General features: G+C 64.2%; 16 protein-coding genes. 6 read left to right on the forward strand and 10 right to left on the reverse strand.

Annotated features, from left to right (window positions below; genetic code table 11):
• Positions 1-74 precede the first annotated feature (74 nt).
• The 4 genes from CAG34_RS05985 to ycaC all read right to left on the reverse strand — a co-directional run bounded on the left by CAG34_RS05985 (position 75) and on the right by ycaC (position 4,202).
• The gene (locus tag CAG34_RS05985) at positions 75-1,916 is read right to left on the reverse strand and encodes an amidohydrolase (protein WP_038410295.1); all 1,842 of its coding nucleotides are present in this window, start codon (positions 1,914-1,916) and stop codon (positions 75-77) included.
• Between the two features lie 375 nt (positions 1,917-2,291).
• Positions 2,292-3,110 (reverse strand): alpha/beta fold hydrolase, encoded by an 819-nt coding sequence (locus CAG34_RS05995; RefSeq protein WP_025341089.1) that lies wholly within the window; start codon positions 3,108-3,110, stop codon positions 2,292-2,294.
• Between the two features lie 39 nt (positions 3,111-3,149).
• Entirely contained in the window at positions 3,150-3,458 is a 309-nt protein-coding gene (locus tag CAG34_RS06000; protein ID WP_025341090.1) for a hypothetical protein, read from the reverse strand.
• 114 nt (positions 3,459-3,572) lie between these two features.
• On the reverse strand, positions 3,573-4,202 hold the full coding sequence (gene ycaC / locus CAG34_RS06005; RefSeq protein WP_015272313.1) for an isochorismate family cysteine hydrolase YcaC: 630 nt from the start codon (positions 4,200-4,202) through the stop codon (positions 3,573-3,575).
• 319 nt (positions 4,203-4,521) lie between these two features.
• Here ycaC and CAG34_RS06010 point away from each other — a divergent pair, with 319 nt between their 5' ends.
• Complete coding sequence (locus tag CAG34_RS06010) at positions 4,522-5,949, forward strand: mechanosensitive ion channel family protein (RefSeq protein WP_085588777.1); 1,428 nt, start codon at positions 4,522-4,524, stop codon at positions 5,947-5,949.
• Between the two features lie 108 nt (positions 5,950-6,057).
• Here the strand turns inward: CAG34_RS06010 and CAG34_RS06015 are convergent, their stop codons facing one another.
• Both CAG34_RS06015 and CAG34_RS06020 read right to left on the reverse strand, forming a co-directional pair.
• The gene (locus CAG34_RS06015) at positions 6,058-7,344 is read right to left on the reverse strand and encodes an FAD-binding oxidoreductase (protein ID WP_013974769.1); all 1,287 of its coding nucleotides are present in this window, start codon (positions 7,342-7,344) and stop codon (positions 6,058-6,060) included.
• A 134-nt stretch (positions 7,345-7,478) separates the two neighbouring features.
• Positions 7,479-8,969, reverse strand: coding sequence for an aldehyde dehydrogenase family protein (locus CAG34_RS06020; protein ID WP_003253547.1), 1,491 nt, complete (start codon positions 8,967-8,969; stop codon positions 7,479-7,481).
• A gap of 136 nt (positions 8,970-9,105) precedes the next feature.
• On the opposite strand from CAG34_RS06020, the gene CAG34_RS06025 reads away from it, so the two are divergent.
• Together CAG34_RS06025 and CAG34_RS06030 are read left to right on the forward strand one after the other, a co-directional pair.
• Complete coding sequence (locus CAG34_RS06025; RefSeq protein WP_085588779.1) at positions 9,106-9,996, forward strand: LysR family transcriptional regulator; 891 nt, start codon at positions 9,106-9,108, stop codon at positions 9,994-9,996.
• Positions 9,997-10,180: 184 nt separating this feature from the next.
• Positions 10,181-11,575: a VOC family protein gene (locus tag CAG34_RS06030; protein ID WP_025341095.1), complete on the forward strand. Its 1,395-nt coding sequence runs from the start codon at positions 10,181-10,183 to the stop codon at positions 11,573-11,575.
• 113 nt (positions 11,576-11,688) lie between these two features.
• Here the strand turns inward: CAG34_RS06030 and CAG34_RS06035 are convergent, their stop codons facing one another.
• Positions 11,689-12,615: a LysR substrate-binding domain-containing protein gene (locus tag CAG34_RS06035; RefSeq protein ID WP_013974772.1), complete on the reverse strand. Its 927-nt coding sequence runs from the start codon at positions 12,613-12,615 to the stop codon at positions 11,689-11,691.
• Between the two features lie 155 nt (positions 12,616-12,770).
• Here CAG34_RS06035 and CAG34_RS06040 point away from each other — a divergent pair, with 155 nt between their 5' ends.
• Entirely contained in the window at positions 12,771-14,159 is a 1,389-nt protein-coding gene (locus CAG34_RS06040; protein WP_085588781.1) for a NorM family multidrug efflux MATE transporter, read from the forward strand.
• An 83-nt stretch (positions 14,160-14,242) separates the two neighbouring features.
• On the opposite strand, the gene CAG34_RS06045 is transcribed toward CAG34_RS06040, so the two are convergent.
• On the reverse strand, positions 14,243-15,910 hold the full coding sequence (locus CAG34_RS06045; protein ID WP_085588783.1) for a bifunctional diguanylate cyclase/phosphodiesterase: 1,668 nt from the start codon (positions 15,908-15,910) through the stop codon (positions 14,243-14,245).
• Positions 15,911-16,164: 254 nt separating this feature from the next.
• On the opposite strand from CAG34_RS06045, the gene rep reads away from it, so the two are divergent.
• Together rep and CAG34_RS06055 are read left to right on the forward strand one after the other, a co-directional pair.
• Entirely contained in the window at positions 16,165-18,174 is a 2,010-nt protein-coding gene (gene rep, locus CAG34_RS06050) for a DNA helicase Rep (RefSeq protein WP_025341098.1), read from the forward strand.
• A gap of 64 nt (positions 18,175-18,238) precedes the next feature.
• Positions 18,239-18,811, forward strand: coding sequence for a xanthine phosphoribosyltransferase (locus tag CAG34_RS06055; protein WP_085588785.1), 573 nt, complete (start codon positions 18,239-18,241; stop codon positions 18,809-18,811).
• 123 nt (positions 18,812-18,934) lie between these two features.
• Here the strand turns inward: CAG34_RS06055 and CAG34_RS06060 are convergent, their stop codons facing one another.
• Positions 18,935-20,797, reverse strand: a complete 1,863-nt coding sequence (locus tag CAG34_RS06060) for an acetyl-CoA hydrolase/transferase C-terminal domain-containing protein (protein ID WP_085588787.1) — start codon at positions 20,795-20,797, stop codon at positions 18,935-18,937.
• Between the two features lie 226 nt (positions 20,798-21,023).
• Positions 21,024-21,428, reverse strand: a complete 405-nt coding sequence (locus CAG34_RS06065; RefSeq protein WP_038408395.1) for a cytochrome c5 family protein — start codon at positions 21,426-21,428, stop codon at positions 21,024-21,026.
• Positions 21,429-21,566 lie beyond the last annotated feature (138 nt).

A 21,566-nucleotide genomic window follows, 5' to 3' on the forward strand; every position in this document is an offset into this window, starting at 1 on the left:
GGCGATAGGACCAGCACTGAAGGAACAAAAAAGGGGGGCCAATAACTGGCCCCCCTTTTTCACATCAGCTCAGCTTAGAAAGCAAAGCACGAACAACCCAACGCCCCCCAGAAGCCCTGGAAGTCATTCACCGGCACATTCGAATGCCGTGCCTTCTCATGGCTGTGCGCGTGCACCCCGCAAGGCCCGACACACTGGTGCGCCACCGCTGCCAGCGACGGCGTGCCCACGCGCCAGTGGCCCGGCACCTTGGTCACCGGCGACCACTCCGGCAGCACTGGCACCTGGGGCGGGCCGAGCTTGTCGAATTCCGCCGCGCCATACACCACCTTGCCGTCGACCACGGTCAGCACCGACTCGATGCCCTTGATCGCCTCTTCATCGACACTGAAGAAGTCCAGCGACAGCGCCGCCAGGTCGGCCAGCTGGCCCACCTTGATCTGGCCTTTCTTGCCCTGCTCGCTGGAGAACCAGGCGCTGCCCTGGGTGAACAGCTGCAGCGCGGTGTCACGGCTGAGGCCTTCCGGGTACAGCTCCATGCCACCGACGGTCTTGCCGCTGACCAGCCAGTACAGCGAGGTCCACGGGTTGTAGCTGGACACGCGAGTGGCGTCGGTACCGGCGCCCACCGGCACGCCCATGTCGAGCATGCGCTTGATCGGCGGGGTCTGCTCGGCAGCCTTGGCACCGTAGCGATCGACAAAATACTCACCCTGGAAGGCCATGCGGTCCTGGATGGCGATACCGCCGCCCAGTGCACGCACACGCTCGATGTTCTGCGGGGTGATGGTTTCGGCGTGGTCGAAGAACCACGGCAGGCCATTGAACGGGATGTCACGGTTGACCTTCTCGAACACGTCGAGCATGCGCGTGATCGATTCGTTGTAGGTGGCATGCAGCCGGAACGGCCAGCGCTGCTCGACCAGGTGGCGCACCACCGGCTCCAGCTCTTGTTCCATGGTCTGCGGCAGGTCCGGGCGCGGTTCGAGGAAGTCCTCGAAGTCGGCGGCGGAGAACACCAGCATTTCGCCGGCGCCATTGTGGCGCAGGAAGTCGGTACCGCTGTGTAGCTTGACGCTGGAGGTCCACTTGCGGAAGTCGTCCAGCTCTTCCTTGGGCTTCTGGGTGAACAGGTTGTAGGCAATGCGCACGGTCAGCTGGTTGTTGTCGGCCAGCTCCTGGATCACCTGATAGTCGTCCGGGTAGTTCTGGTAGCCACCACCGGCATCGATGGCGCTGGTCAGGCCCAGGCGGTTGAGCTCGCGCATGAACTGGCGGGTGGAGTTGACCTGGTATTCCAGCGGCAGCTTCGGCCCCTTGGCCAGGGTGGCGTAGAGGATCATCGCGTTGGGGCGGGCGATGAGCATGCCGGTCGGGTTGCCGAACTTGTCACGCTGGATCTCGCCGCCCGGCGGGTTGGGCGTATCCTTGGTGTAGCCGACGGCCTTGAGCGCGGCGCGGTTGAGCAATGCGCGGTCATACAGGTGCAGCAGAAATACCGGGGTGTCAGGCGCGGCCTGGTTGATTTCTTCCAGGGTGGGCATGCGTTTTTCGGCGAACTGGAACTCGTTCCAGCCGCCGACCACGCGCACCCACTGCGGGGTCGGCGTACGCGCGGCCTGGTCCTTGAGCATGCGCAGAGCATCGGCCACCGAAGGCACGCCTTCCCAGCGCAGCTCCAGGTTGTAGTTCAGGCCACCACGGATCAGGTGCAGGTGCGAGTCGTTCAGGCCAGGGATGACCGTGCGCTGCTTGAGGTCGATGATCTGTGTTGTGGCGCCCTTGTGGGCCATGGCTTCGGCGTCGTTGCCCACGGCGATGAAACGGCCATCCTTGATGGCGACGGCGGTCGCGGTGGGCTTTTCACGATCAACGGTATGCAGTTTGCCGTTGAACAGAATCAGATCGGCGGTCATGGAACCTCCTTGGGTGGATGCGTGAGCGGAACCGGCGGAACCGGTAAAAGGCAATGCGGACCAGAGCGCGCCGGCGGCACCGAGCACGGTACTGGTGGCGAGGAACTGGCGACGGGTCTTGTCGTTGCGGTCCTGGGACATGGGGTTCTCCGTCTGGTGCGGCAGCGGGCAGGCGCAACTGCGGAGCATGCCGGTTGGTGTAGGGGCAAGGCTTGGATGGATGTGCGGTGGGTGGTTGAAGGTTAGCCCTGTTCAGCATTTGTGCTGCCTGGGCTGGCCTCTTCGCGGGCACGCCCGCTCCCACAGGTACTGCACAGCATTTAAAACCTGTGATTTCCCTGTGGGAGCGGGCGTGCCCGCGAATGCCTCCCACAATTACTGCTGAAGGAACGCCAGCAGGTCCTCGTTCAGTTGCTGTGCATGAGTCACCGCAAACCCGTGCGGCGCCCCCGCGTACACCTTCAGCTCAGCCCCGCGAATCAGCTCCGCCGCCTGCTTGCCGGTGCTCTCGAACGGCACGATCTGGTCGTCGTCACCGTGGATCACCAGGGTCGGCACATCGATCTTGGCCATATCCGGACGGAAGTCGGTTTCGGAAAACGCCGTCACGCAATCCAAAGTGCCCTTGATCGATGCCATCAGCGCAATGTTCAAGGTCTGGGTCTGCACCCCCTGGGACACCTGCTGCCCATGGTTGATGCCATAGAACGGCGCGGCGAAATCGGCGATGAACTGCGCCCGGTCGGCACGCAGGCCGGCGCGGATACCCTCGAACACCGACAGGTCGACACCTTCAGGGTTGTCGTCACGCTTGCCGAACACCGGCGTCACCGCGCCCAGCAGCACCAGCCCGGCCACCCGCTCGCTGCCGTGGCGGGCGATGTAGCGGCTGACGTCGCCGCCACCCATCGAGAAGCCCACCAAGGTCACGTCGCGCAGGTCGAGGTGTTCGATCAGCTGGGCGATGTCATCGGCGAAGGTGTCGTAGTCGTAGCCATTCCATGGCTGGCTCGAACGGCCGAAACCACGGCGGTCGAAGGCGATGGCGCGGTAGCCGCGGCTGGCCAGGAATTCCATCTGCGAATCCCACATGTCGGCATCCAGTGGCCAGCCGTGGCTGAACAGCACAGGTTTGCCGCTGCCCCAGTCCTTGAAGTAGATCGAAGTGCCATCGCGGGTAACGAACGTGCTCATGTCGGTATCTCCTTGAAAATGTCGAGGTAAAGGCCTGGCTCAGCCACGCAGCCAGTTGGCGCAGCGGCGGGTTACCCAAGGCATGATGTAGAACACCACAGGCAGGATGACGAACACATTGACGATCAGGTTGCCGGCAATCACACCGCCCAGCTGAGGGAAGCGTGCGAACAGCGGTGCCAGCAGTTGCGGAATGATCATGGTCATCGGGCAGATCACCAGGTAGGTCAGCAGCGCCTGCTTCCAGCGCGGCGGTTGCGCTGCGTTGGTGCCCGGGGTGCTATCAAGAACCTGGTGTTGCAGGCATACGGTTACCACTTCGCGGTTATCTTGGAGTGCGGTGTTCATCGGCGTTCCTTGGGATGAGCTTGCCCGCATCCACTGTGCAACGGCGGACGGGCGCTGGATTGGACAGGTGTGCTGCCTTGGCGGGCACCGGCTGGCGGTGCCCGCGCATCTGGCTTACTTGCTGGCGTTGAAAGCGTTGTAGCTGGTGATCAGGTTGCGGTAGTCCGGGATGTGGTTGGAGCACAGCGCGGCCAGGCCTTCGATGTCGTTGCGCCAGTCGCGGTGCAGCTCACAGGCCACGCCGAACCAGGTCATCAGTTGTGCGCCGGCCTGGCTCATGCGGTCGTGTGCGGCGTCGCGGGTCATGGCGTTGAAGGTGCCGGAGGCATCGGTGACCACGAACACTTCGAACTCTTCTTCCAGGGCCGACAGCGCCGGGAAGGCTACGCACACTTCGGTCACCACGCCGGCGATGATCAGCTGCTTCTTGCCGGTGGCCTTCACCGCCTTGACGAAGTCCTCGTTGTCCCAGGCGTTGATCTGGCCTGGGCGGGCGATGTAGGGGGCGTCCGGGAATAGGGCTTTCAGTTCTGGTACCAGCGGGCCGTTCGGGCCCTGTTCGAAGCTGGTGGTGAGGATGGTCGGCAGGTTGAAGAACTTGGCCAGGTCGGCCAGGGCCAATACGTTGTTCTTGAACGCGTCCGGCTCGATGTCGCGGACCAGGGACAGCAGGCCAGCCTGGTGGTCGACCAGCAGGACAGCGGCGTCGTCTTTGTTCAGGCGGTTGTATTTGAAGTTGGTCATGGTCGTTGCTCCTAAGGGTTTTGATCTTTTCAGTAAGTTGGGTGTTTCGCGTTGATGGGAGAAGATTAAAACCATGACCTTTTGAGCGGTAGATAGCGATTTTTGGCTCTAGCGTTCTGTTTTATGAACGATGGTTTTGTATGAGCTCGGCCGGCCCTTTCGCGGCTAAAGCCGCTCCCACAGGGATTGCGCTGGATTTGAATCGTGCGCAGTACCTGTGGGAGCGGCTTTAGCCGCGAAGAGGCCGGCACAGGCCCATTGCCTGCCCGGCCAACCTGCTCTATTACTACCCACAGCCCTCCCCTCACCCGAGACCACCATGCTGGCTTTCATCCAGTCATACCCGTTGTTGCTCGGCACCGCCCTGATCCTGCTCGACCTCGTGCTTTGGCAACTGATCCCTCTCCAGCACCGGGCCTGGCGTATCGGCACGCGGTTGGTGCTGTTCCTGCTGTTCAGCTCGGTACTGGTGGCTGCCGGCATGAGCCCGATGCAACCACCACCCTGGCCCGATGATGTCTCGCGCAACCTGATCGCCACGGTCCTGGCGATCGGCTGGTGGCTGTTCGGCGCACGCACGGTGACGGTGGTGTTCGGCCTGTTGCTGGGTGCCCGTGGCAGCCATGGCGGGCGTTTGCTGCAGGATGTGCTGGGGGCGCTGATCTTCCTGGCTGCCGTGGTCGCTGCCGCGGGCTATGTGTTGCAGTTGCCGGTCAAGGGCCTGCTGGCCACGTCGGGGGTAATGGCCATCGTCATCGGCCTGGCGCTGCAGAGCACATTGGCCGACGTGTTCAGTGGCATCATCCTGAACACCACGCGGCCGTATCAGATTGGCGACTCGATCTCCATCGACAGCACCGAAGGCAAGGTGCTGGAAATCGACTGGCGTGCCACCCGCCTGCTCACCAGCACCGGAAGCCTGGCGGTAATCCCCAACTCGGTGGCGGCCAAGGCACGGCTGCTCAACCACAGCCGCCCGGCCGATGTGCACGGGGTTTCGATCAGCGTGGTGGTACCGGCCAAGGTGCGGCCCAAACGGGTGTTCGATGCCCTGGAAAAAGCCTTGCAAGGCGTCAGTGCCATCCTTGCTACACCGAGACCAAAGGTGACGGTCAAAACCTCCACGCTGGAATCAGTGGAGTACGAAGCCAGTGGTTTCGTGGCCGACGCGGGCGCCAAGGGCGACGCGCGCAACCAACTGTTCGACCTGGCCCACCGGCACCTGGAGGCCAGCGGGGTGATGTGGAACACCGACCTGGCCATGCCACCACGCAGCCGCCAGCGCGAGGTGCTGGACGAGGTGCGGGTGTTCCGCTCGCTGAGCGCGGAAGAGCGCGATGCGCTTAGCCAGCGCATGACGGCGGTGGAATACCTGGCCGACCAGGTAATCCTGGGCGTGGGCGAGCATTCCGATCATTTGCTGGTGATTGGCAGCGGGGTGGTTTCGGCGTCGATCCGCGATGGCGACAAGCTGGTCGAGGCCGGGCGCATGGGGCCGGGCGAGGTGCTGGGGATCGAAGGAATCATCGACGAAGAGGAATCGCTGGCCGAGTTCCGCACGCTGACCGGTTGCGTGCTGTATCGGATCGACAAGGAACAGGTGAAGAGCTGCCTGGTGCAACGCGGCGATGTGCAGACGGCCTTGAGCAAGTTGCAACGGTTTCGGCGGCAGAGCCGGGAGTCGTTGTTGCTGCAGAAGCCGGTTTCGATCAAGAAGGGCGGCTTCCTCAGCTGGTTGCACAAGTAAGCCTGTGCCGGCCCTATCGCCGGCGAGCCGGCTCCCACAGGTACTGCACAGGCTTTAAGGGCAATGCGGTCAATGTGGGAGCTGGCTTGCCGGCGATAGGGCCGGTGCTTACAACACAACCCTTAGGCATTGCCCCGCGTGGTACAGCGAGAACCCGGACTCGTAGAACGCAGTCCGCAGCGAAGGCGCACTCACGCCCTTCATCGGCGAAAACGGAATCGGCAGGCTGCCTGCCTCCCCCTTCAGCAGGAACTCGGCAAACGCCCGGCCAATCACGGTCCCGGTAGTATTGCCCCGCCCGTTGTAGCCGGTCACCGCTACCAGCCCCGGCGCCGGTTCGAACAGGCGCATCAGGTGGTCTGGGGTGAAGTCGATGCAGCCGGTCCAGTGCATTTCCCACTCGACCTTGCCCAGCTCCGGGTAATAGTGGCTCTGGATGCGGTCGGCCCAACTGCGCACGAACCACGCCGGCTTGTTGTCGACCCGGCCCAGGCTGCCGAGCAGCAGGCGGCCCTGGTCGTCGCGACGGATGCTGCTGAGAACGGTGCGGGTGTCCCACGAGCCTTGGCCATGTGGCAGCACCTTGTCGGCTGCAGCGCCCTGCAATGGCTTGGATGCCACCTGGTAGTAGTAGCCACGGAAGAACTGCTTCTGCAGGTTGCTCCAGTCGCCTTCGGTGTAGGCGCCGGTGGAAATCACCACCTTGTCGGCGCGCACCGAACCCCGTGCGGTCTTCACCCGCCAGGCATCGCCGTCACGCTCCAGGCCTTCGACCGAAGACTGCTGGAACAGCTTGCCACCCAGTCGTGCCACCGCTGCGGCCAGGCCCTGGGTGTAGCCCATGGGGTTGATGGTGCCGGCGCGGCGGTCGAGCAGCGCGGCGGAAATCTTGTCGGTGCCGCAGTATTCCTGGCATTGGGCGCCGGTCAGCAGCTCCACATCGGCACCACGGCGGCGCCATTGTTCGTGGCGGGCCTCGAGGTCGGCGATACCGGTGGCGTTGTGCGCCATGTGCAGCGTGCCTTTGTGCTGGGCCTGGCAGTCGATGCCAAGGCGTTCGATCATGGCGAACACTTCGGCCGGGGCTTCGCCGAGCACCTTGTTCAGGCGGCTGCCCTGCTGCAGGCCGAGAGTGGCCTCGACATCGTCGGGGCGGATCCAGGTGCCGGCGTTGACCAGGCCGACGTTGCGCCCGGAGCCACCGTGACCGATCTTCCAGGCCTCCAGCAGGATCACCGACTTGCCCTGTTCGAGCAGGTGGATGGCCGCCGACAGGCCGGTAATGCCGCCACCGATCACGCAGACATCGGCCTTGTGCTCACCGGCCAGGGCCTGGGCGGCGACGGTCGGTTTGCTGACGAATTCCCACAAGCATTCTTGACGCAGTTCGGACATGGCCCGGCTCCAGCAATTTGTTCTTGTTGGGGCTGCTTTGCAGCCCATCGCCGGCAAGCCAGCTCCCACAGATTACGATCCCTGTGGGAGCTGGCTTGCCGGCGAAACGGGGGCAAAGCCCCCGCCTGCGGACATCAGTCGAACACGATACCCTGCGCCAACGGCAGTTCGCGCGAGTAGTTCACGGTGTTGGTCTGGCGACGCATGTAGCCTTTCCAGGCATCCGAACCGGACTCACGGCCACCGCCAGTCTCCTTCTCGCCACCGAACGCACCGCCGATCTCGGCGCCGCTGGTGCCGATGTTGACGTTGGCGATGCCGCAGTCGCTGCCCGAGGCGCTCTGGAAGCGTTCGGCCTCACGGATGTCGGTGGTGAAGATGCACGACGACAGGCCTTGTGGCACTTCGTTGTTCAGGCGCAGGGCCTCTTCGAAGTCGTCGTAGGCCAGCACGTACAGGATCGGGGCGAAGGTTTCGTGGCGCACCACGTCGCTCTGCGCCGGCATTTCGGCGATGGCAGGCGATACGTAGTAGGCGTTCGGGTACTGGTCGGCCAGCTGACGCTCGCCACCAAATACCTGGCCGCCTTCGTCGCGGGCCTTGGCCAGCGCGCCCTGCATGGCGTCGAACGACTGCTTGTCGATCAGCGGGCCCACCAGGTTGTCCTTGCGTGGGTCACCGATGCGCACCTTGCCGTAGGCGGCTTTGACACGGGCAACCACTTCGTCCTTGATCGAGCGGTGCACGATCAGGCGGCGCAGGGTGGTGCAACGCTGGCCGGCGGTGCCGACTGCGGAGAACAGGATGCCACGCACGGCCAGGTCGAGGTCGGCGCTCGGGGCCAGGATCATGGCGTTGTTGCCGCCCAGTTCGAGGATGCTGCGGCCGAAGCGGGCAGCCACACGCGGGCCGACTTCGCGACCCATGCGGGTGCTGCCGGTGGCGCTGACCAGCGGTACGCGTGGGTCGTCGACCATGGCTTCGCCAGCTTCACGGCCGCCGATCACCAGTTGTGCCAGGCCAGCCGGGGCATCACCAAAGGCTTTCAGGGCTTTTTCGAACAGCGCCTGGCAGGCCAGGGCGGTCAGCGGGGTCTTCTCGGACGGTTTCCATACCACCGAGTTACCGGCGACCAGGGCCAGGGCAGTGTTCCAGGCCCAGACTGCGACCGGGAAGTTGAAGGCGCTGATCACGCCGACCACGCCCAGCGGGTGCCAGGTTTCACGCATGTGGTGGCCAGGGCGCTCGGAAGCGATGGTCAGGCCGTACAGCTGGCGCGACAGGCCAACGGCGAAGTCGCAGATGTCGATCATTTCCTGCACTTCGCCCAGGCCTTCCTGGGTGATCTTGCCGGCTTCGATCGAAACCAGCTCGCCGAGGTCGGCCTTGTGCTCACGCAGCACTTCGCCGAACAGGCGCACCAGCTCGCCGCGGCGCGGGGCCGGCACGCTGCGCCAGGCTTCGAAGGCGCTCTGGGCCTGATCGATGCGGGCGATGGTCTCGGCCTTGCCGAGCAGTTTCACCGAGGCGATCTGGCTGCCGTCGATCGGCGTGTGAACAGGGTAGTCGCCCTGGGTGTAAGCCTCGGCAGCAACGCCAAGGCGCTCGAGCAGTCCAGCAACCATTTGTGCATCTCCTACATCGGGTGATGGGGTGGAAAAATGATGTGGATCAGTATTAATCCGATCACACCGGTGCAACAAACGACCTTTATTCCGCATATCATTCCGTCAGGTAATGATTTGAGCCGCAGAGACCGCTATGTCCAAACGCCTGGTGCCCTCCATGACCGCCCTGCAGTGCTTCGAAGCTGCAGCCCGCCATTTGAGCTTTACCCGTGCCGCCGAAGAGCTGCACCTGACCCAGAGCGCGGTCAGCAAGCAGGTGGCGCAGCTTGAAGACATGCTGCGCCACCACCTGTTCCTGCGTATCCGTCGCCGCCTGCAGCTGACGCCGGCGGGCAGCCTGTACCTGGCCGAGGTCAACAAGATCCTCACCCAGGTGGATATGTCCAGCCGCTACGTGCTCACCTACGGCGAGCAGACCGAGATATTGAAGGTAGCCACTCAGCCGAGTTTTGGCGTGCGCTGGTTGATCCCGCACCTCAAGGGCTTTGGCAAGCGCCACAGCAACATCCACCTGGACATCCGCAACGAGATGGAACCGTTCGCCCTGCTGCAGGGCTCGGCGGACGTGGTGTTCTTCTATGGCCAGGGCACCTGGCCGGGGGCCACCTGCGTGGAGCTGTTCGGTGAGGAGGTGGTGCCGGTGTGCGCGCCGGAGTTGCTGGCCGGGCGTGAACTGAACGATGCCGGGGAGCTGGCCGACATGGTGCTGCTGCAGAGCACCTCGCGGCCGGAGGCCTGGCACGAGTGGTTCCTGGAGTTGGGCTTGCAGAGCGTCAGCGCCTACCACGGGCCGCGCTTCGATACCTTCTACATGGCCTTGAGCGCGGCGCAGGCCGGGTGCGGGGTGGCGTTGGTGCCGCGCTACCTGGCGGCGAAGGAGCTGGCCGAGGGGAGTTTGGTGGTGCCGTGGAACCATGCGATGCGCAGTGCCGGGGCGCATTACCTGGCGTATGCCGAGCATGCGGCGGAGGTGCCCAAGGTAAGGGCGTTGGTGGAATGGATTCGCGAGCAGCTATCGACCTGAGGGCCTCTTCGCGGGCACGCCCGCTCCCACAGGTATCGCGCAATGCCTGAACCCTGTGAGGTGCCCGCGAAAGGGCCCTTGAGGTCGATCAAAAAAGGAATGACACACTCACTTTTTTTCGCTTGTGAGCAAAGTGCATTCCCAGCTTTCATGTAAGCGTCCGAACCCAACCAGGAAGCTAGCGATGCCCGCCCACGATTTCGTCAGCCCCGACAGCATCCGCGCGCAGTTCTCTGCCGCCATGTCGCTCATGTACAAACAGGAAGTGCCCCTGTACGGCACGCTGCTGGAGCTGGTGAGCGAAATCAACCAGCAGGTCATGGCCCAGCAACCCGAGGTTGCCGAGGCCCTGCGCTGGACCGGCGAAATCGAGCGCCTGGATCAGGAGCGCCACGGTGCCATCCGTGTCGGCACCGCCGCAGAGCTGGCTACCATCGCCCGACTGTTCGCGGTCATGGGCATGCAGCCGGTCGGCTACTACGACCTCAGTTCCGCCGGTGTGCCGGTGCATTCCACCGCCTTCCGCGCGGTGCACGAGCAGTCGCTGCATGTCAGCCCGTTCCGCGTGTTCACCTCGCTGCTGCGCCTGGAGCTGATCGACAACCCACAGCTGCGCGAGCTGGCAGAGAGCATCCTGGCCAAGCGCCAGATCTTCACCGCCCGTGCCCTCGAACTGATCGCCCAATGCGAGCGCGATGGTGGCCTGAACGCCGCCGATGCCGAGGCGTTCGTGCAGGAAGCGCTGCACACCTTCCGCTGGCACCATGACGCCACCGTCACTGCCGAGCAGTACCAGCAGTTGCACGACCAGCACCGCCTGATCGCCGATGTGGTGGCCTTCAAGGGCCCGCACATCAACCACCTTACCCCGCGCACCCTGGACATCGATGCAATCCAGCTTGGCATGCCGGCCAAGGGCATCCCGCCAAAGGCCGTGGTCGAAGGCCCGCCCACCCGCCGCCACCCGATCCTGTTGCGCCAGACCAGCTTCAAGGCCCTGCAGGAAAAGGTAGCGTTCAGCGACCAGCAGGGCAGCGAAGGCAGCCATACCGCGCGCTTCGGCGAAATCGAGCAACGCGGTGCGGCGCTGACGCCGAAAGGTCGCCAGCTGTACGACAAGCTGCTCGACGCCACCCGCGCCGCCCTGGGTGGCGCCCCGGCCGAGGCCAATGCCGAACGCTACATGGCGTTGCTGAAGGACACCTTTGCCGAGTTCCCGGATGACCTGGCACAGATGCGTGAACAAGGGCTGGCCTACTTCCGCTACTTCGCCACCGAGAAAGGCCTGGCTGCGCGCGACCAGGACGGCCGCCCGACCACACTGGAAGGGCTGATCGAGGCTGGCCATGTGCACTTCGAGGCGTTGGTGTACGAGGACTTCCTGCCGGTGAGCGCGGCGGGGATCTTCCAGTCCAACCTGGGTGACGATGCGCAGGCCGAGTACGGCAGCAACGCCAACCGCGATGCGTTCGAAGCGGCGCTGGGGCTGCAGGTGCAGGATGAGCTGGCGCTGTATGCGCAGAGCGAGCGTCGGTCGCTGCAGGCGTGTGCACAGGCGTTGAACCTGGGCTCGATGTAAGGCATTGCGGCCTCTTCGCGGGCTCGCCCGCTCCCACAAGTACAGCGCAGGTTTCAAGGCATGCGATAACCCTGTGGGAGCGGGCAAGCCCGCGAAGAGGCCGGTACAGGCGATCAAAGGGCCGGCAGGATCTGCACATCCGGCAAATCCATCGCCGCCACCTCCTCTTCCAGAAACGCGCTCAAACGCCGCAACCGCTCGCCCCCTGGCCGAGTGCGCGGCCAGACCAGGTAATAATCCATCCCGCTGGGCACCGCCGTCGGCCAAGGCAGGCTCAAGCGCCCCTGCGCCACATCCTCGGCCACCATCAGCAAATCACCCATGGAAATGCCATAGCCACGCGCCGCGGCAATCATGCCCAGCTCCAAGGTGTCGAAGACCTGCCCGCCCTTGAGCGAAACCTTGTCACTCAGCCCCATGCGCTCCAACCATTCCCGCCAGTCGCGCTTGTCCACCGTGGGGTGCAGCAGCTCGATGCAGGCCAGCCGACGCTCGTCCCAGGGTTCCTCGTCGAGCAGGTCTGGCGCACCCACGGGGATCAGCAGCTCCGGGAACAACCTGCGCACTTCCCATTCCGGCGGGAACACCCCGTCGCTGAGCAACACCGCGCAATCGAACGGCTCCTGGTTGAAGTCCACATGGTCGACGTCCATCCAGGCGCTGGTCAGCTGCACTTCGTTGCCAGGCTGCAAGTGGCGAAAGCGGCTAAGGCGCGCCAGCAGCCAGCGCATGGTCAGGGTCGAGGGAGCCTTCATGCGCAGGATGTCATCCTCACCACGCAAGGTATCGCAAGCCCGTTCCAGCGCGGCAAAGCCTTCACGCACACCGGGCAGCAACACCCGCGCTGCTTCGGTCAGTTGCAGGCTGCGGCCGCTGCGCACGAACAGGCGGCAGGCAAAATGCTCCTCCAGCGTGCGGATATGCCGGCTGACCGCGCTCTGGGTAATCGACAGCTCTTCGCCGGCACGGGTGAAGGAGCTTAGCCGCGCGGCGGCTTCGAATGCGCGCAGGGCATACAGCGGGGGGAGCTGACGGGACATGAGGCACCTGCCATACGGGGCTGTGAAATGAATCACCGGGAAGCATATATACATGAGTCAGACTCATGCCAATGATCGCTTTTATCCTTTTGTGCAAAGTTGACCAAAGCCTCAGAATCGCCCTTCGTTGATCACCCCAGGAAAAGGACTGCCCCATGCATGTCGCGCCCACCACAGAACTCAAGGCTTTGCTGCGGCTGGCCGGGCCGCTGATCGCCTCGCAGTTGGCGCACATGCTGATGGTGCTGACCGATACCCTGATGATGGCCCGCATCAGCCCGCAAGCCCTGGCTGGCGGCGGCCTGGGCGCGGCGAGCTACTCGTTCGTGTCGATCTTCTGCCTTGGCGTGATCGCTGCGGTCGGCACCCTGGTGGCCATTCGCAAGGGCGCCAACGACATCGAGGGCGCCACCCGCCTGGCGCAGGGTGGCCTGTGGCTGGCCTGGGGCCTGGCGCTGTTCGCTGCGCTGGTGCTGTGGAACCTTGAACCGGTACTGCTGCTGTTCGGGCAAAAGCCCGAGAACGTTGCCTCGGCCGCCGAATTCCTCACCCTGCTGCCACTGGCGCTGCCCGGCTACCTGACTTTCATGGCCTTGCGCGGCTTCACCAGCGCGCTGGGCCGCTCGACCCCGGTGATGGTCATCAGCCTGGTCGGCACGGTACTCAACTACCTGTTCAACGTGGCGTTGATCGAAGGCATGTTCGGCCTGCCCAAGCTGGGCCTGATGGGCATCGGCCTGGTCACCGCGGTGGTGTCGATGGGCATGGCCATTGCCTTGGCGCTGTATATCCGCTGGCACCCGGCCTATGCCGCCTACCCACTGCGCAAGGGCCTGTCGCGCCCTTCGCTGCCGGCCCTGCGCGAGCTGTGGCGGCTGGGCCTGCCGATTGGCGGCACCTACATGGTGGAGGTCGGCCTGTTCGCCTTCGCCGCGCTGTGCATGGGCGTGCTGGGCAGCACCGAGCTGGCGGCGCACCAGATCGCCCTGCAGATCGTCTCCACGGCGTTCATGGTACCGACCGGGTTGTCGTATGCGGTGACCATGCGCGTGGGGCTGTACTACGGCGCCGGCAACCTGCTGGCGGCGCGCAGTGCCGGGCGGGTGGGCATCGGCTTCGGGGCGATGATCATGTTTGCCTTCGCCGCGTTGTTCTGGCTGCTGCCCGATGCGCTGGTGGGGCTGTTCATCGACCGTGACGACCCGGCATTTGCGGCGATCTTCCAGCTGGCGGTGCAGTTGCTGATGGTGGCTGCTTGGTTCGAGCTGTTCGATGGCATGCAGACGATCGCGATGGGCTCGATCCGTGGGCTGAAGGATGCCAAGACCACCTTCCTGATCGGCCTGGTGTGCTACTGGCTGGTGGGGGCGCCGAGCGCCTGGCTGTTCACCTTTACCCTGGGCGGTGGCGCGGTCGGGGTGTGGTGGGGGCTGGCGTTGGGGCTGGCGTGTGCGGCGGTGGCACTGACCTTTGGCTTTGAGTGGCGCATGAAGCGGCTTTTGGGTAAGGCAGGGGGTAGTCGAGAGGCTACCGCCTCGGCCTGACTCAAGGGCCTATTCGCGGGCACGCCCGCTCCCACAGGTACAGACACGGACACTGTGGGAGCGGGCGTGCCCGCGAAAGGGCCCTAACGGGCAGCCTCCAACTGGCAGCCGGTCGCCTGCAGCAAGAACTCCATCAACTCCCCCACCGGCAGCGGCTTGCTGACCAGGAAGCCTTGAACCTGGTCACAGCCAAACCCGCGCAGCAACGCCATCTGCTCTTCGCTCTCCACCCCTTCGGCCACCACCTCCAGGTTGAGGTTGTGCGCCAGGTTGATCATGGCGTGCACCAGCTTGCGGTTCTCCTCGCGCATTTCCATTTCCGCGACAAAGCTGCGGTCCACCTTGAGCAAGGTGATCGGCAGGCTGTTGAGGTGCACGAACGAAGAGAACCCGGTACCGAAATCATCGAGCGAAAAGCGCACGCCCAGACGCCCCAAGGCGTCCATGGTCTGGCGCACCAGTTCGTTGCGGCGCATCACCGCCGTTTCGGTCAGTTCGAACTCCAGCCAGCGGGCATCCACGCCATGTTCGAGAATCAGGCGGCTCAAGGTCGCCAGCAACTGGCTGTCCTGGAACTGGCGGAAGCTCAGGTTGACCGCCATGTGCAGCGGCTCCAGGCCGCGCTCGCACAGCGCCTGCATGTCGTGCAGGGCACGGGAAATCACCCAGTAGCCCAGCGGCACGATCAGGCCGCTCTGCTCGGCCAGCGGCACGAACTCGCTGGGCGGCAACAGGCCGCGCTCGGCATGCCGCCAGCGCACCAGCGCCTCGAGGCCGACGATGCGCCCGTCGGCCAGGTTCAACCGCGGCTGGTAATGCAGCTCCAGCTCGTCCCGGCGCAGGGCGCGGCGCAGTTCGCTTTCCAGGTCGGCAAGGCTGCGGGCGTTGCGGTTGATGCGTTCGTTGAACACATGGAAAGTGCAACCCTGGCTGCCCTTGGCCTGGCGCATGGCGATGTGCGCGTGCCACATCAGCGGGTCGGCACCACCCTGGGCGCGAGCATGGGCCAGGCCCAGGCTGCAGCCCAGCAGCAGGCTTTCGCCGTCGATCCAGTAGGGTTCGGCCAACGCCTCGACAATCCGCTCGGCAATCGATTCGGCACGATTGGGGTCGCGTCGGGTGTCGATCAGCAAGGCGAACTCGTCGCTGCCCAGGCGCGCCAGCTGGTCACCCGCCTCCAGTTGCTGTTTCAGGCGCGCCACCACCTGCAGGATCAGGCGGTCGCCACTCTGGTGGCCGAGGGCGTCGTTGACGTGGCGGAAGTTGTCCAGGTCCAGGTGGCCGAGGGCAAGGCCACGGCCGTCGTTCTCGGCCAGGCGCGCGGTCAGCAAGGCCTGGAAGCCCTGGCGGTTGGCGATGCCGGTCAGCGGGTCCTGCTCGGCCAGGCGCTGCAGGGTGGCCACCAGCACGCCGCGCTCGCGCACATGGCGCAGCGAGCGGCGCAATGTGTCGGCATTGAGCTGGTCGCGCACCAGCCAGTCGCTGACAGCGGTGGGCGCTACCTGGGGCTCGTGGTCGAGCAGCAGGATGGTCGGCAACTCGCAGCGCCCGGGCGCGGGCTGCAGGGCCGGGGTTGCCAGCACGACAGCCTGGCGGTCCTGGTTGAACAGGCTGTCGACCGACTCCCAGTTCGGCGCCGTCAGCAGCACGGCGCTGCCACCCAGTGCAGGCGTGCACTCGCGTAGCAGCGCACCCCATTCCGGCTCATCGGCCAACAGCAGCAAACGCAATGGTTCGACAGGCGTGGACAAGCGGGCTCCTTAGGGCTTCACGGTGCAACGGAAACTGCCAGGTATGCTACTGCATTAATGAAAATGATTTTCAATTTAATACATGTTTTTACGGGTGTAGCATCCCGACGTATTTTGTCGTGCATCCTGCGCGAAACTGCGCCAGCCGGCAAATCCCGTTTACATATTTGACTCAGACGTCAGACGGTCGCGCCACAAACGCCCCATGCCTGTTAGAATGCGCGGCTATTTTCTGGCGACCCCCGGTTTCTAGCATGTCCCGACTCAATCCCCGGCAGCAGGAAGCCCGTGACTATGTCGGCGGCCCTCTTTTGGTGCTCGCCGGTGCAGGCTCGGGCAAGACCAGCGTGATCACGCGCAAGATTGCCCACCTCATCCAGAACTGCGGCATCCGTGCCCAGTACATCGTGGCGATGACCTTCACCAACAAGGCCGCGCGCGAGATGAAGGAGCGGGTCGGCACCCTGCTGCGCCCGGGGGAAGGCCGTGGCCTGACGGTGTGCACGTTCCACAACCTGGGCCTGAACATCATCCGCAGGGAGCACGAGCGCCTGGGCTACAAGCCGGGTTTCTCGATCTTCGACGAGTCCGACATCAAGGCGTTGCTGTCGGACATCATGCAGAAGGAATACTCCGGCGACGACGGCATCGACGAGATCAAGAACATGATCGGTGCCTGGAAGAACGACCTGATCCTGCCCGCCGAAGCCCTGGAGAAGGCGCGCAACCCGCGCGAGCAGACCGCAGCAATCGTCTACACCCACTACCAGCGCACGCTCAAGGCGTTCAACGCGGTGGACTTCGACGACCTGATCCTGCTGCCGGTCAAGCTGTTCCAGGAACACCCCGATGTGCTGGAGCGCTGGCAGAACCGCGTGCGTTACCTGCTGGTGGACGAATACCAGGACACCAACGCCAGCCAGTACCTGCTGGTGAAGATGCTGATCGGCATGCGCAACCAGTTCACCGTGGTAGGCGACGACGATCAGTCGATCTACGCCTGGCGTGGCGCCCGGCCAGAAAACCTGATGCTGCTCAAGGAGGACTACCCCTCCCTGAAAGTGGTGATGCTGGAGCAGAACTACCGCTCCACCAGCCGCATCCTGCGCTGCGCCAACGTGCTGATCGCCAACAACCCGCACGCGTTCGAGAAGCAGCTGTGGAGCGAGATGGGCGTGGGCGACGAGATCCGCGTCATCCGCTGCAAGAACGAGGAAGCCGAGGCCGAACGCGTGGCCATGGAAATCCTCACCCTGCACCTGCGCACCAACCGCCCGTACAGCGACTTTGCCATCCTCTACCGCGGCAACTACCAGGCCAAGCTGATCGAACTGAAGCTGCAGCACCACCAGGTGCCGTATCGCCTGTCGGGCGGCAACAGCTTCTTCGGCCGCCAAGAGGTCAAGGACCTGATGGCCTACCTGCGCCTGCTGGTGAACCCGGACGATGACAACGCATACCTGCGGGTGATCAACGTACCGCGCCGCGAAATCGGCTCCACCACCCTGGAAAAGCTCGGCAACTACGCCACCGAGCGCGGTATTTCGATGTACGCCGCCAGCGAGGAGCTTGGCCTGGGCGAGCATCTGGACGCCCGCTATACCGAGCGCTTGCAGCGCTTCAAGCATTGGCTGGACGGGGTGCGCCACAAGGTTGCCCTGGAAGACCCGATTGCCGCGCTGCACGAGATGATCCGCGATATCGACTACGAGAACTGGATCCGCCAGCAGACCGCCAGCGACAAGGCTGCGGAGTTCCGCATCAGCAACGTCTGGTTCCTGGTCGAAGCGCTGAAGAACACCCTCGAGAAGGACGAAGAGGGTGACATGACCATCGAGGACGCCATCGGCAAGCTGGTGCTGCGCGACATGCTCGAGCGCCAGCAGGAAGAGGAAGAGAACGCCGAAGGTGTGCAGATGATGACCCTGCATGCCTCCAAGGGCCTGGAATTCCCCTACGTGTTCATCATGGGCATGGAAGAGGAAATCCTCCCGCACCGCTCCAGCATCGAGGCCGACACCATCGAAGAGGAACGCCGCCTGGCCTACGTGGGCATCACCCGCGCGCGCCAGACCCTGGCCTTCACCTTCGCCGCCAAGCGCAAGCAGTACGGTGAAATCATCGACTGCACGCCCAGCCGGTTCCTCGACGAACTGCCACCGGACGACCTGGCCTGGGAAGGCCTGGACGATGCGCCGGTCGAGGTAAAGGCTGCACGGGGCAACAACGCCTTGGCCGATATCCGGGCAATGCTCAAACGCTGATCAACCATTACTCTTTAACTTTGCCGCTATTTGCGGCCACCTTTGCTACATCGAGGAAAACAAAGTGGAAGCACTGCATCAGAAGATTCGCGAAGAAGGCATCGTGCTTTCCGATCAGGTTCTCAAAGTCGACGCGTTTCTCAACCACCAGATCGATCCGGCGCTGATGCAGCTGATCGGTGACGAGTTCGCCCGCCTGTTCGTCGACGCGGGCGTGACCAAGATCGTCACCATCGAAGCCTCGGGCATTGCCCCGGCGGTGATGACTGGCCTGAAGCTAGGCGTGCCGGTGATCTTCGCCCGCAAGCACCAGTCGCTGACCCTGACCGAGAACCTGCTGACCGCCTCGGTGTATTCCTTCACCAAGCAGACCGAGAACACCGTGGCCATCTCGCCGCGTCACCTCAACAGCAGCGACCGCGTGCTGGTGATCGACGACTTCCTGGCCAACGGCAAGGCGTCGCAGGCCCTGATCTCGATCATCAAGCAGGCCGGCGCCACCGTGGCCGGCCTGGGTATCGTGATCGAAAAGTCGTTCCAGGGTGGCCGTGCCGAGCTGGACAGCCAGGGCTATCGCGTTGAGTCGCTGGCCCGGGTGAAGTCGCTGGAAGGTGGTGTGGTCAGCTTCATCGAGTAAGCCTGTAGCGGCCCTATCGCCGGCAAGCCAGCTCTCCCACAGGGAGCTCACAGGACCCAAGCCTTGCGCAGTACCTGTGGGAGCTGGCTTGCCGGCGATGGGCTGCAAAGCAGCCCCGGCAATTCATCCGGTTGCCGCCAACCCCGCCAGCAACAACCGCTGGTAAAGCTCTTCCTTCAGCCCCTGCGGCTGATCCAGTTGCATCCGCGCAAGATGCCTCGCATACCCCTCTGGCCCCGGCGCATCCAGCGCTGCCTTGCCCAGCTCCAGCACCTCGCTCAGCTTGAACTTGCTCTTCAACCAGTTCAGTGCCCGCAGCAAATCCCGCTCTTCAGCCGTAAAGTCCGTGCCCAGCGGATACTCCGGGAACAACCGCGAGTGCCGCGCCCTGATCGCCTCCAGGCGCTGCGGCGTGTTGTCGGCAAAGCGCGCCTCCAGTTGAAAGTCTTTGGCCAGCTTGCCGGCATCCTTTGCCTGCTCGATCAGCCCCTGCTGGAACCGTGAATCACATACCGCCAGCAACCGCGTGATCACCTCGCTGTCGGTCTGCCCACGCAGGTCGGCGATGCCGTACTCGGTCACCACGATATCGCGCAGGTGCCGGGGGATGGTGCAATGGCCATAGTTCCAGAACAGGTTCGAGGTTACCTCCCCGCCCGCCTCACGCCAGCTGCGCAGCAGCAGGATCGAACGCCCGCCCTCCAGCGCATGGCCCTGGGCGACGAAGTTGTACTGCCCGCCCACGCCACTGAGTACCCGGCCATCCTCCAGCTGGTCGGCCACCCCGGCGCCGAGCAGGGTCATGCCGAACACGGTGTTGATGAAGCGCGCATCACGGCGTTGGCGGCGCTTGAGTTCCTCCTGCCCGTACAGCTCGTTGATGAAGCTGATACGCGTCATGGCAAACCGTGCGCGCTGTTCCAGCGGCATGTCGCGCAAGCGCTGGTAGAACGCCTGGGGGCCGAGGAAGAAACCGCCATGCAGCACTGCCGCCCCCTGCTCGTCCGCCGGGCGCCGCAACAGGCCCGCTTCGGCCAGCGCCAGCAAGCCGTTGACGAACATCTCGCTGCAGCCGTACAGGCCTTGGGCGAAGGTATCCAGGCCCCCTTCCCGTTCGATCAGCGCTTGCCACGAGCCAGCACCCAGCGCGTCGAGCACGGCACGATAACCGGCGTTGTCACCCTGGCGCGCCAGCAATGCGGCAGCTACCGCATCGCCCATGGCACCAATGCCGATCTGTAGCGTGCCGCCGTCGCGAACCAGGCTGCTGGCGTGCAGGCCGATGCAGTGGTCCTGGGTGTTGACCGGCATGTTCGGCGTGGAGAACAGGCGGCGTTGCTCGGCTGTATCGATCAGCAGGTCGAACGTATCGATGGGTAGCTCGGCGTCACCCGGCATGTAAGGCAGTTCGGCATGCACCTGGCCGAGCATGAGGATGGTCTCGCCGGCGGCGCGGCGCTTGGCGATCATCGGCAGCAGGTCGAGGGTGATGTCGGGGTTGCAGGCCAGGGTCAGGTGCACCGGCCTCTCGGGGGTGGCGGCCACCAGTTGCGCGATCAGGTTCAGGCCCTTGGCGTTGATGTCGCGTGCGGCGTGGCTGTAGTTGCTGCTGATGTAGCTCTGCTGGGCTGACGCGCTGTGCAGCAGGCTGCCCGGCTGCATGAAGAACTGTTCGACGCGGATGTTGGATGGCAACGTGTCGTTGCGCAGGTCGGTGAGGTAGGCGAGTTCTTCGTAGTCGGCGAAAACGCGTTCGACAAAGGGTTCGAGAAATCGCCGTTGCAAACCGTCACCCAGTGACGGGCGTCCGAGGGACAGGGCCGTGTAGATGGTCAGCTGCCGTTCGGGCAGCTCGCGGATGCGGGCGTAAAGCGCATTGACGAAGGCGTTGGGCTTGCCCAGGCCCAGCGGCAGGCCCATTTGGATATGGGCTGGCAGGCGCGACAGGACTTGCTCGACGGCCTGGTCGATGGAGCAGAGGTGCATCGGGGCCTCCTGAGACATCCATGGGTTCAGGGGTTGGACATGGGCCTGAAGTATTTGGTTGCCTGTGCCGGCCTCTTCGCGGGCTTGCCCGCTCCCACAGGAACACCGCTGCCGACAGGTCCCGTGACAACCTGTGGGAGCGGGCAAGCCCGCGAAAGGGCCGGTAAAGGCGCCGCAAAAACAAAGCCCGCCATCAACGGCGGGCCTCATGCAATTCAGCTGTTTCTCACAGCCCGGACATCTTCTTGATCGCCCCTTTCAAGTCGTCATCCGAGCAGTCTGCGCAGGTGCCTTTCGGTGGCATGGCGTTGATGCCGGTAATGGCCTTGGCCAGGATGCCGTCCAGGCCGCCCTGGTGGTCGGCGCGTTCCTTCCACGCCGCGGTATCGCCAATCTTCGGTGCGCCGAGCAGGCCGGAGCCATGGCAGGCATTGCAGTGCTTGGCGATGATCTCGTCCGGCGTCTTGGCACCACCGCCACCTGCGGCGGCGGCCACTTCCATGCCTTTGCACTCTTGGCCCTGGACGCACACCTGGCCAACCGGCTCCAGGCGCTTGGCGATGTCATCATTGGTCGCAGCGGTTGCGCTCATTGCCCAGAGGGCGAATACGGCTGCTGGTACGGCCAGCATCTTCTTGATTTGGTTCACGCGAACACCCTCATGGTGGCTAATCACGCTCGCGGCCACGGATCGGCGAGCGTTGAAAAGTATAGCGGGAACCCAGAGGCCGTGAAACGACCCCACACAGGAAAGGGGTATTGCCGAATC

The organism is Pseudomonas sp. B14(2017) (genome assembly GCF_002113255.1).
Classification (GTDB): domain Bacteria; phylum Pseudomonadota; class Gammaproteobacteria; order Pseudomonadales; family Pseudomonadaceae; genus Aquipseudomonas; species Aquipseudomonas putida_Z.

What these genes read in the sequence shown, in the direction of transcription:
- CAG34_RS06025 (WP_085588779.1), top strand. Translation starts at nt 9,106, where the DNA reads ATGTCCAAACGCCTGGTGCCCTCCATGACCGCCCTGCAGTGCTTCGAA.
- rep (WP_025341098.1), top strand. Translation starts at nt 16,165, where the DNA reads ATGTCCCGACTCAATCCCCGGCAGCAGGAAGCCCGTGACTATGTCGGC.
- CAG34_RS06000 (WP_025341090.1), bottom strand. Translation starts at nt 3,458, where the DNA reads ATGAACACCGCACTCCAAGATAACCGCGAAGTGGTAACCGTATGCCTG.
- CAG34_RS06065 (WP_038408395.1), bottom strand. Translation starts at nt 21,428, where the DNA reads ATGCTGGCCGTACCAGCAGCCGTATTCGCCCTCTGGGCAATGAGCGCA.
- CAG34_RS06035 (WP_013974772.1), bottom strand. Translation starts at nt 12,615, where the DNA reads ATGTCCCGTCAGCTCCCCCCGCTGTATGCCCTGCGCGCATTCGAAGCC.
- CAG34_RS06015 (WP_013974769.1), bottom strand. Translation starts at nt 7,344, where the DNA reads ATGTCCGAACTGCGTCAAGAATGCTTGTGGGAATTCGTCAGCAAACCG.
- ycaC (WP_015272313.1), bottom strand. Translation starts at nt 4,202, where the DNA reads ATGACCAACTTCAAATACAACCGCCTGAACAAAGACGACGCCGCTGTC.
- CAG34_RS05985 (WP_038410295.1), bottom strand. Translation starts at nt 1,916, where the DNA reads ATGACCGCCGATCTGATTCTGTTCAACGGCAAACTGCATACCGTTGAT.
- CAG34_RS06020 (WP_003253547.1), bottom strand. Translation starts at nt 8,969, where the DNA reads ATGGTTGCTGGACTGCTCGAGCGCCTTGGCGTTGCTGCCGAGGCTTAC.
- CAG34_RS06060 (WP_085588787.1), bottom strand. Translation starts at nt 20,797, where the DNA reads ATGCACCTCTGCTCCATCGACCAGGCCGTCGAGCAAGTCCTGTCGCGC.
- CAG34_RS06040 (WP_085588781.1), top strand. Translation starts at nt 12,771, where the DNA reads ATGCATGTCGCGCCCACCACAGAACTCAAGGCTTTGCTGCGGCTGGCC.
- CAG34_RS05995 (WP_025341089.1), bottom strand. Translation starts at nt 3,110, where the DNA reads ATGAGCACGTTCGTTACCCGCGATGGCACTTCGATCTACTTCAAGGAC.
- CAG34_RS06010 (WP_085588777.1), top strand. Translation starts at nt 4,522, where the DNA reads ATGCTGGCTTTCATCCAGTCATACCCGTTGTTGCTCGGCACCGCCCTG.
- CAG34_RS06030 (WP_025341095.1), top strand. Translation starts at nt 10,181, where the DNA reads ATGCCCGCCCACGATTTCGTCAGCCCCGACAGCATCCGCGCGCAGTTC.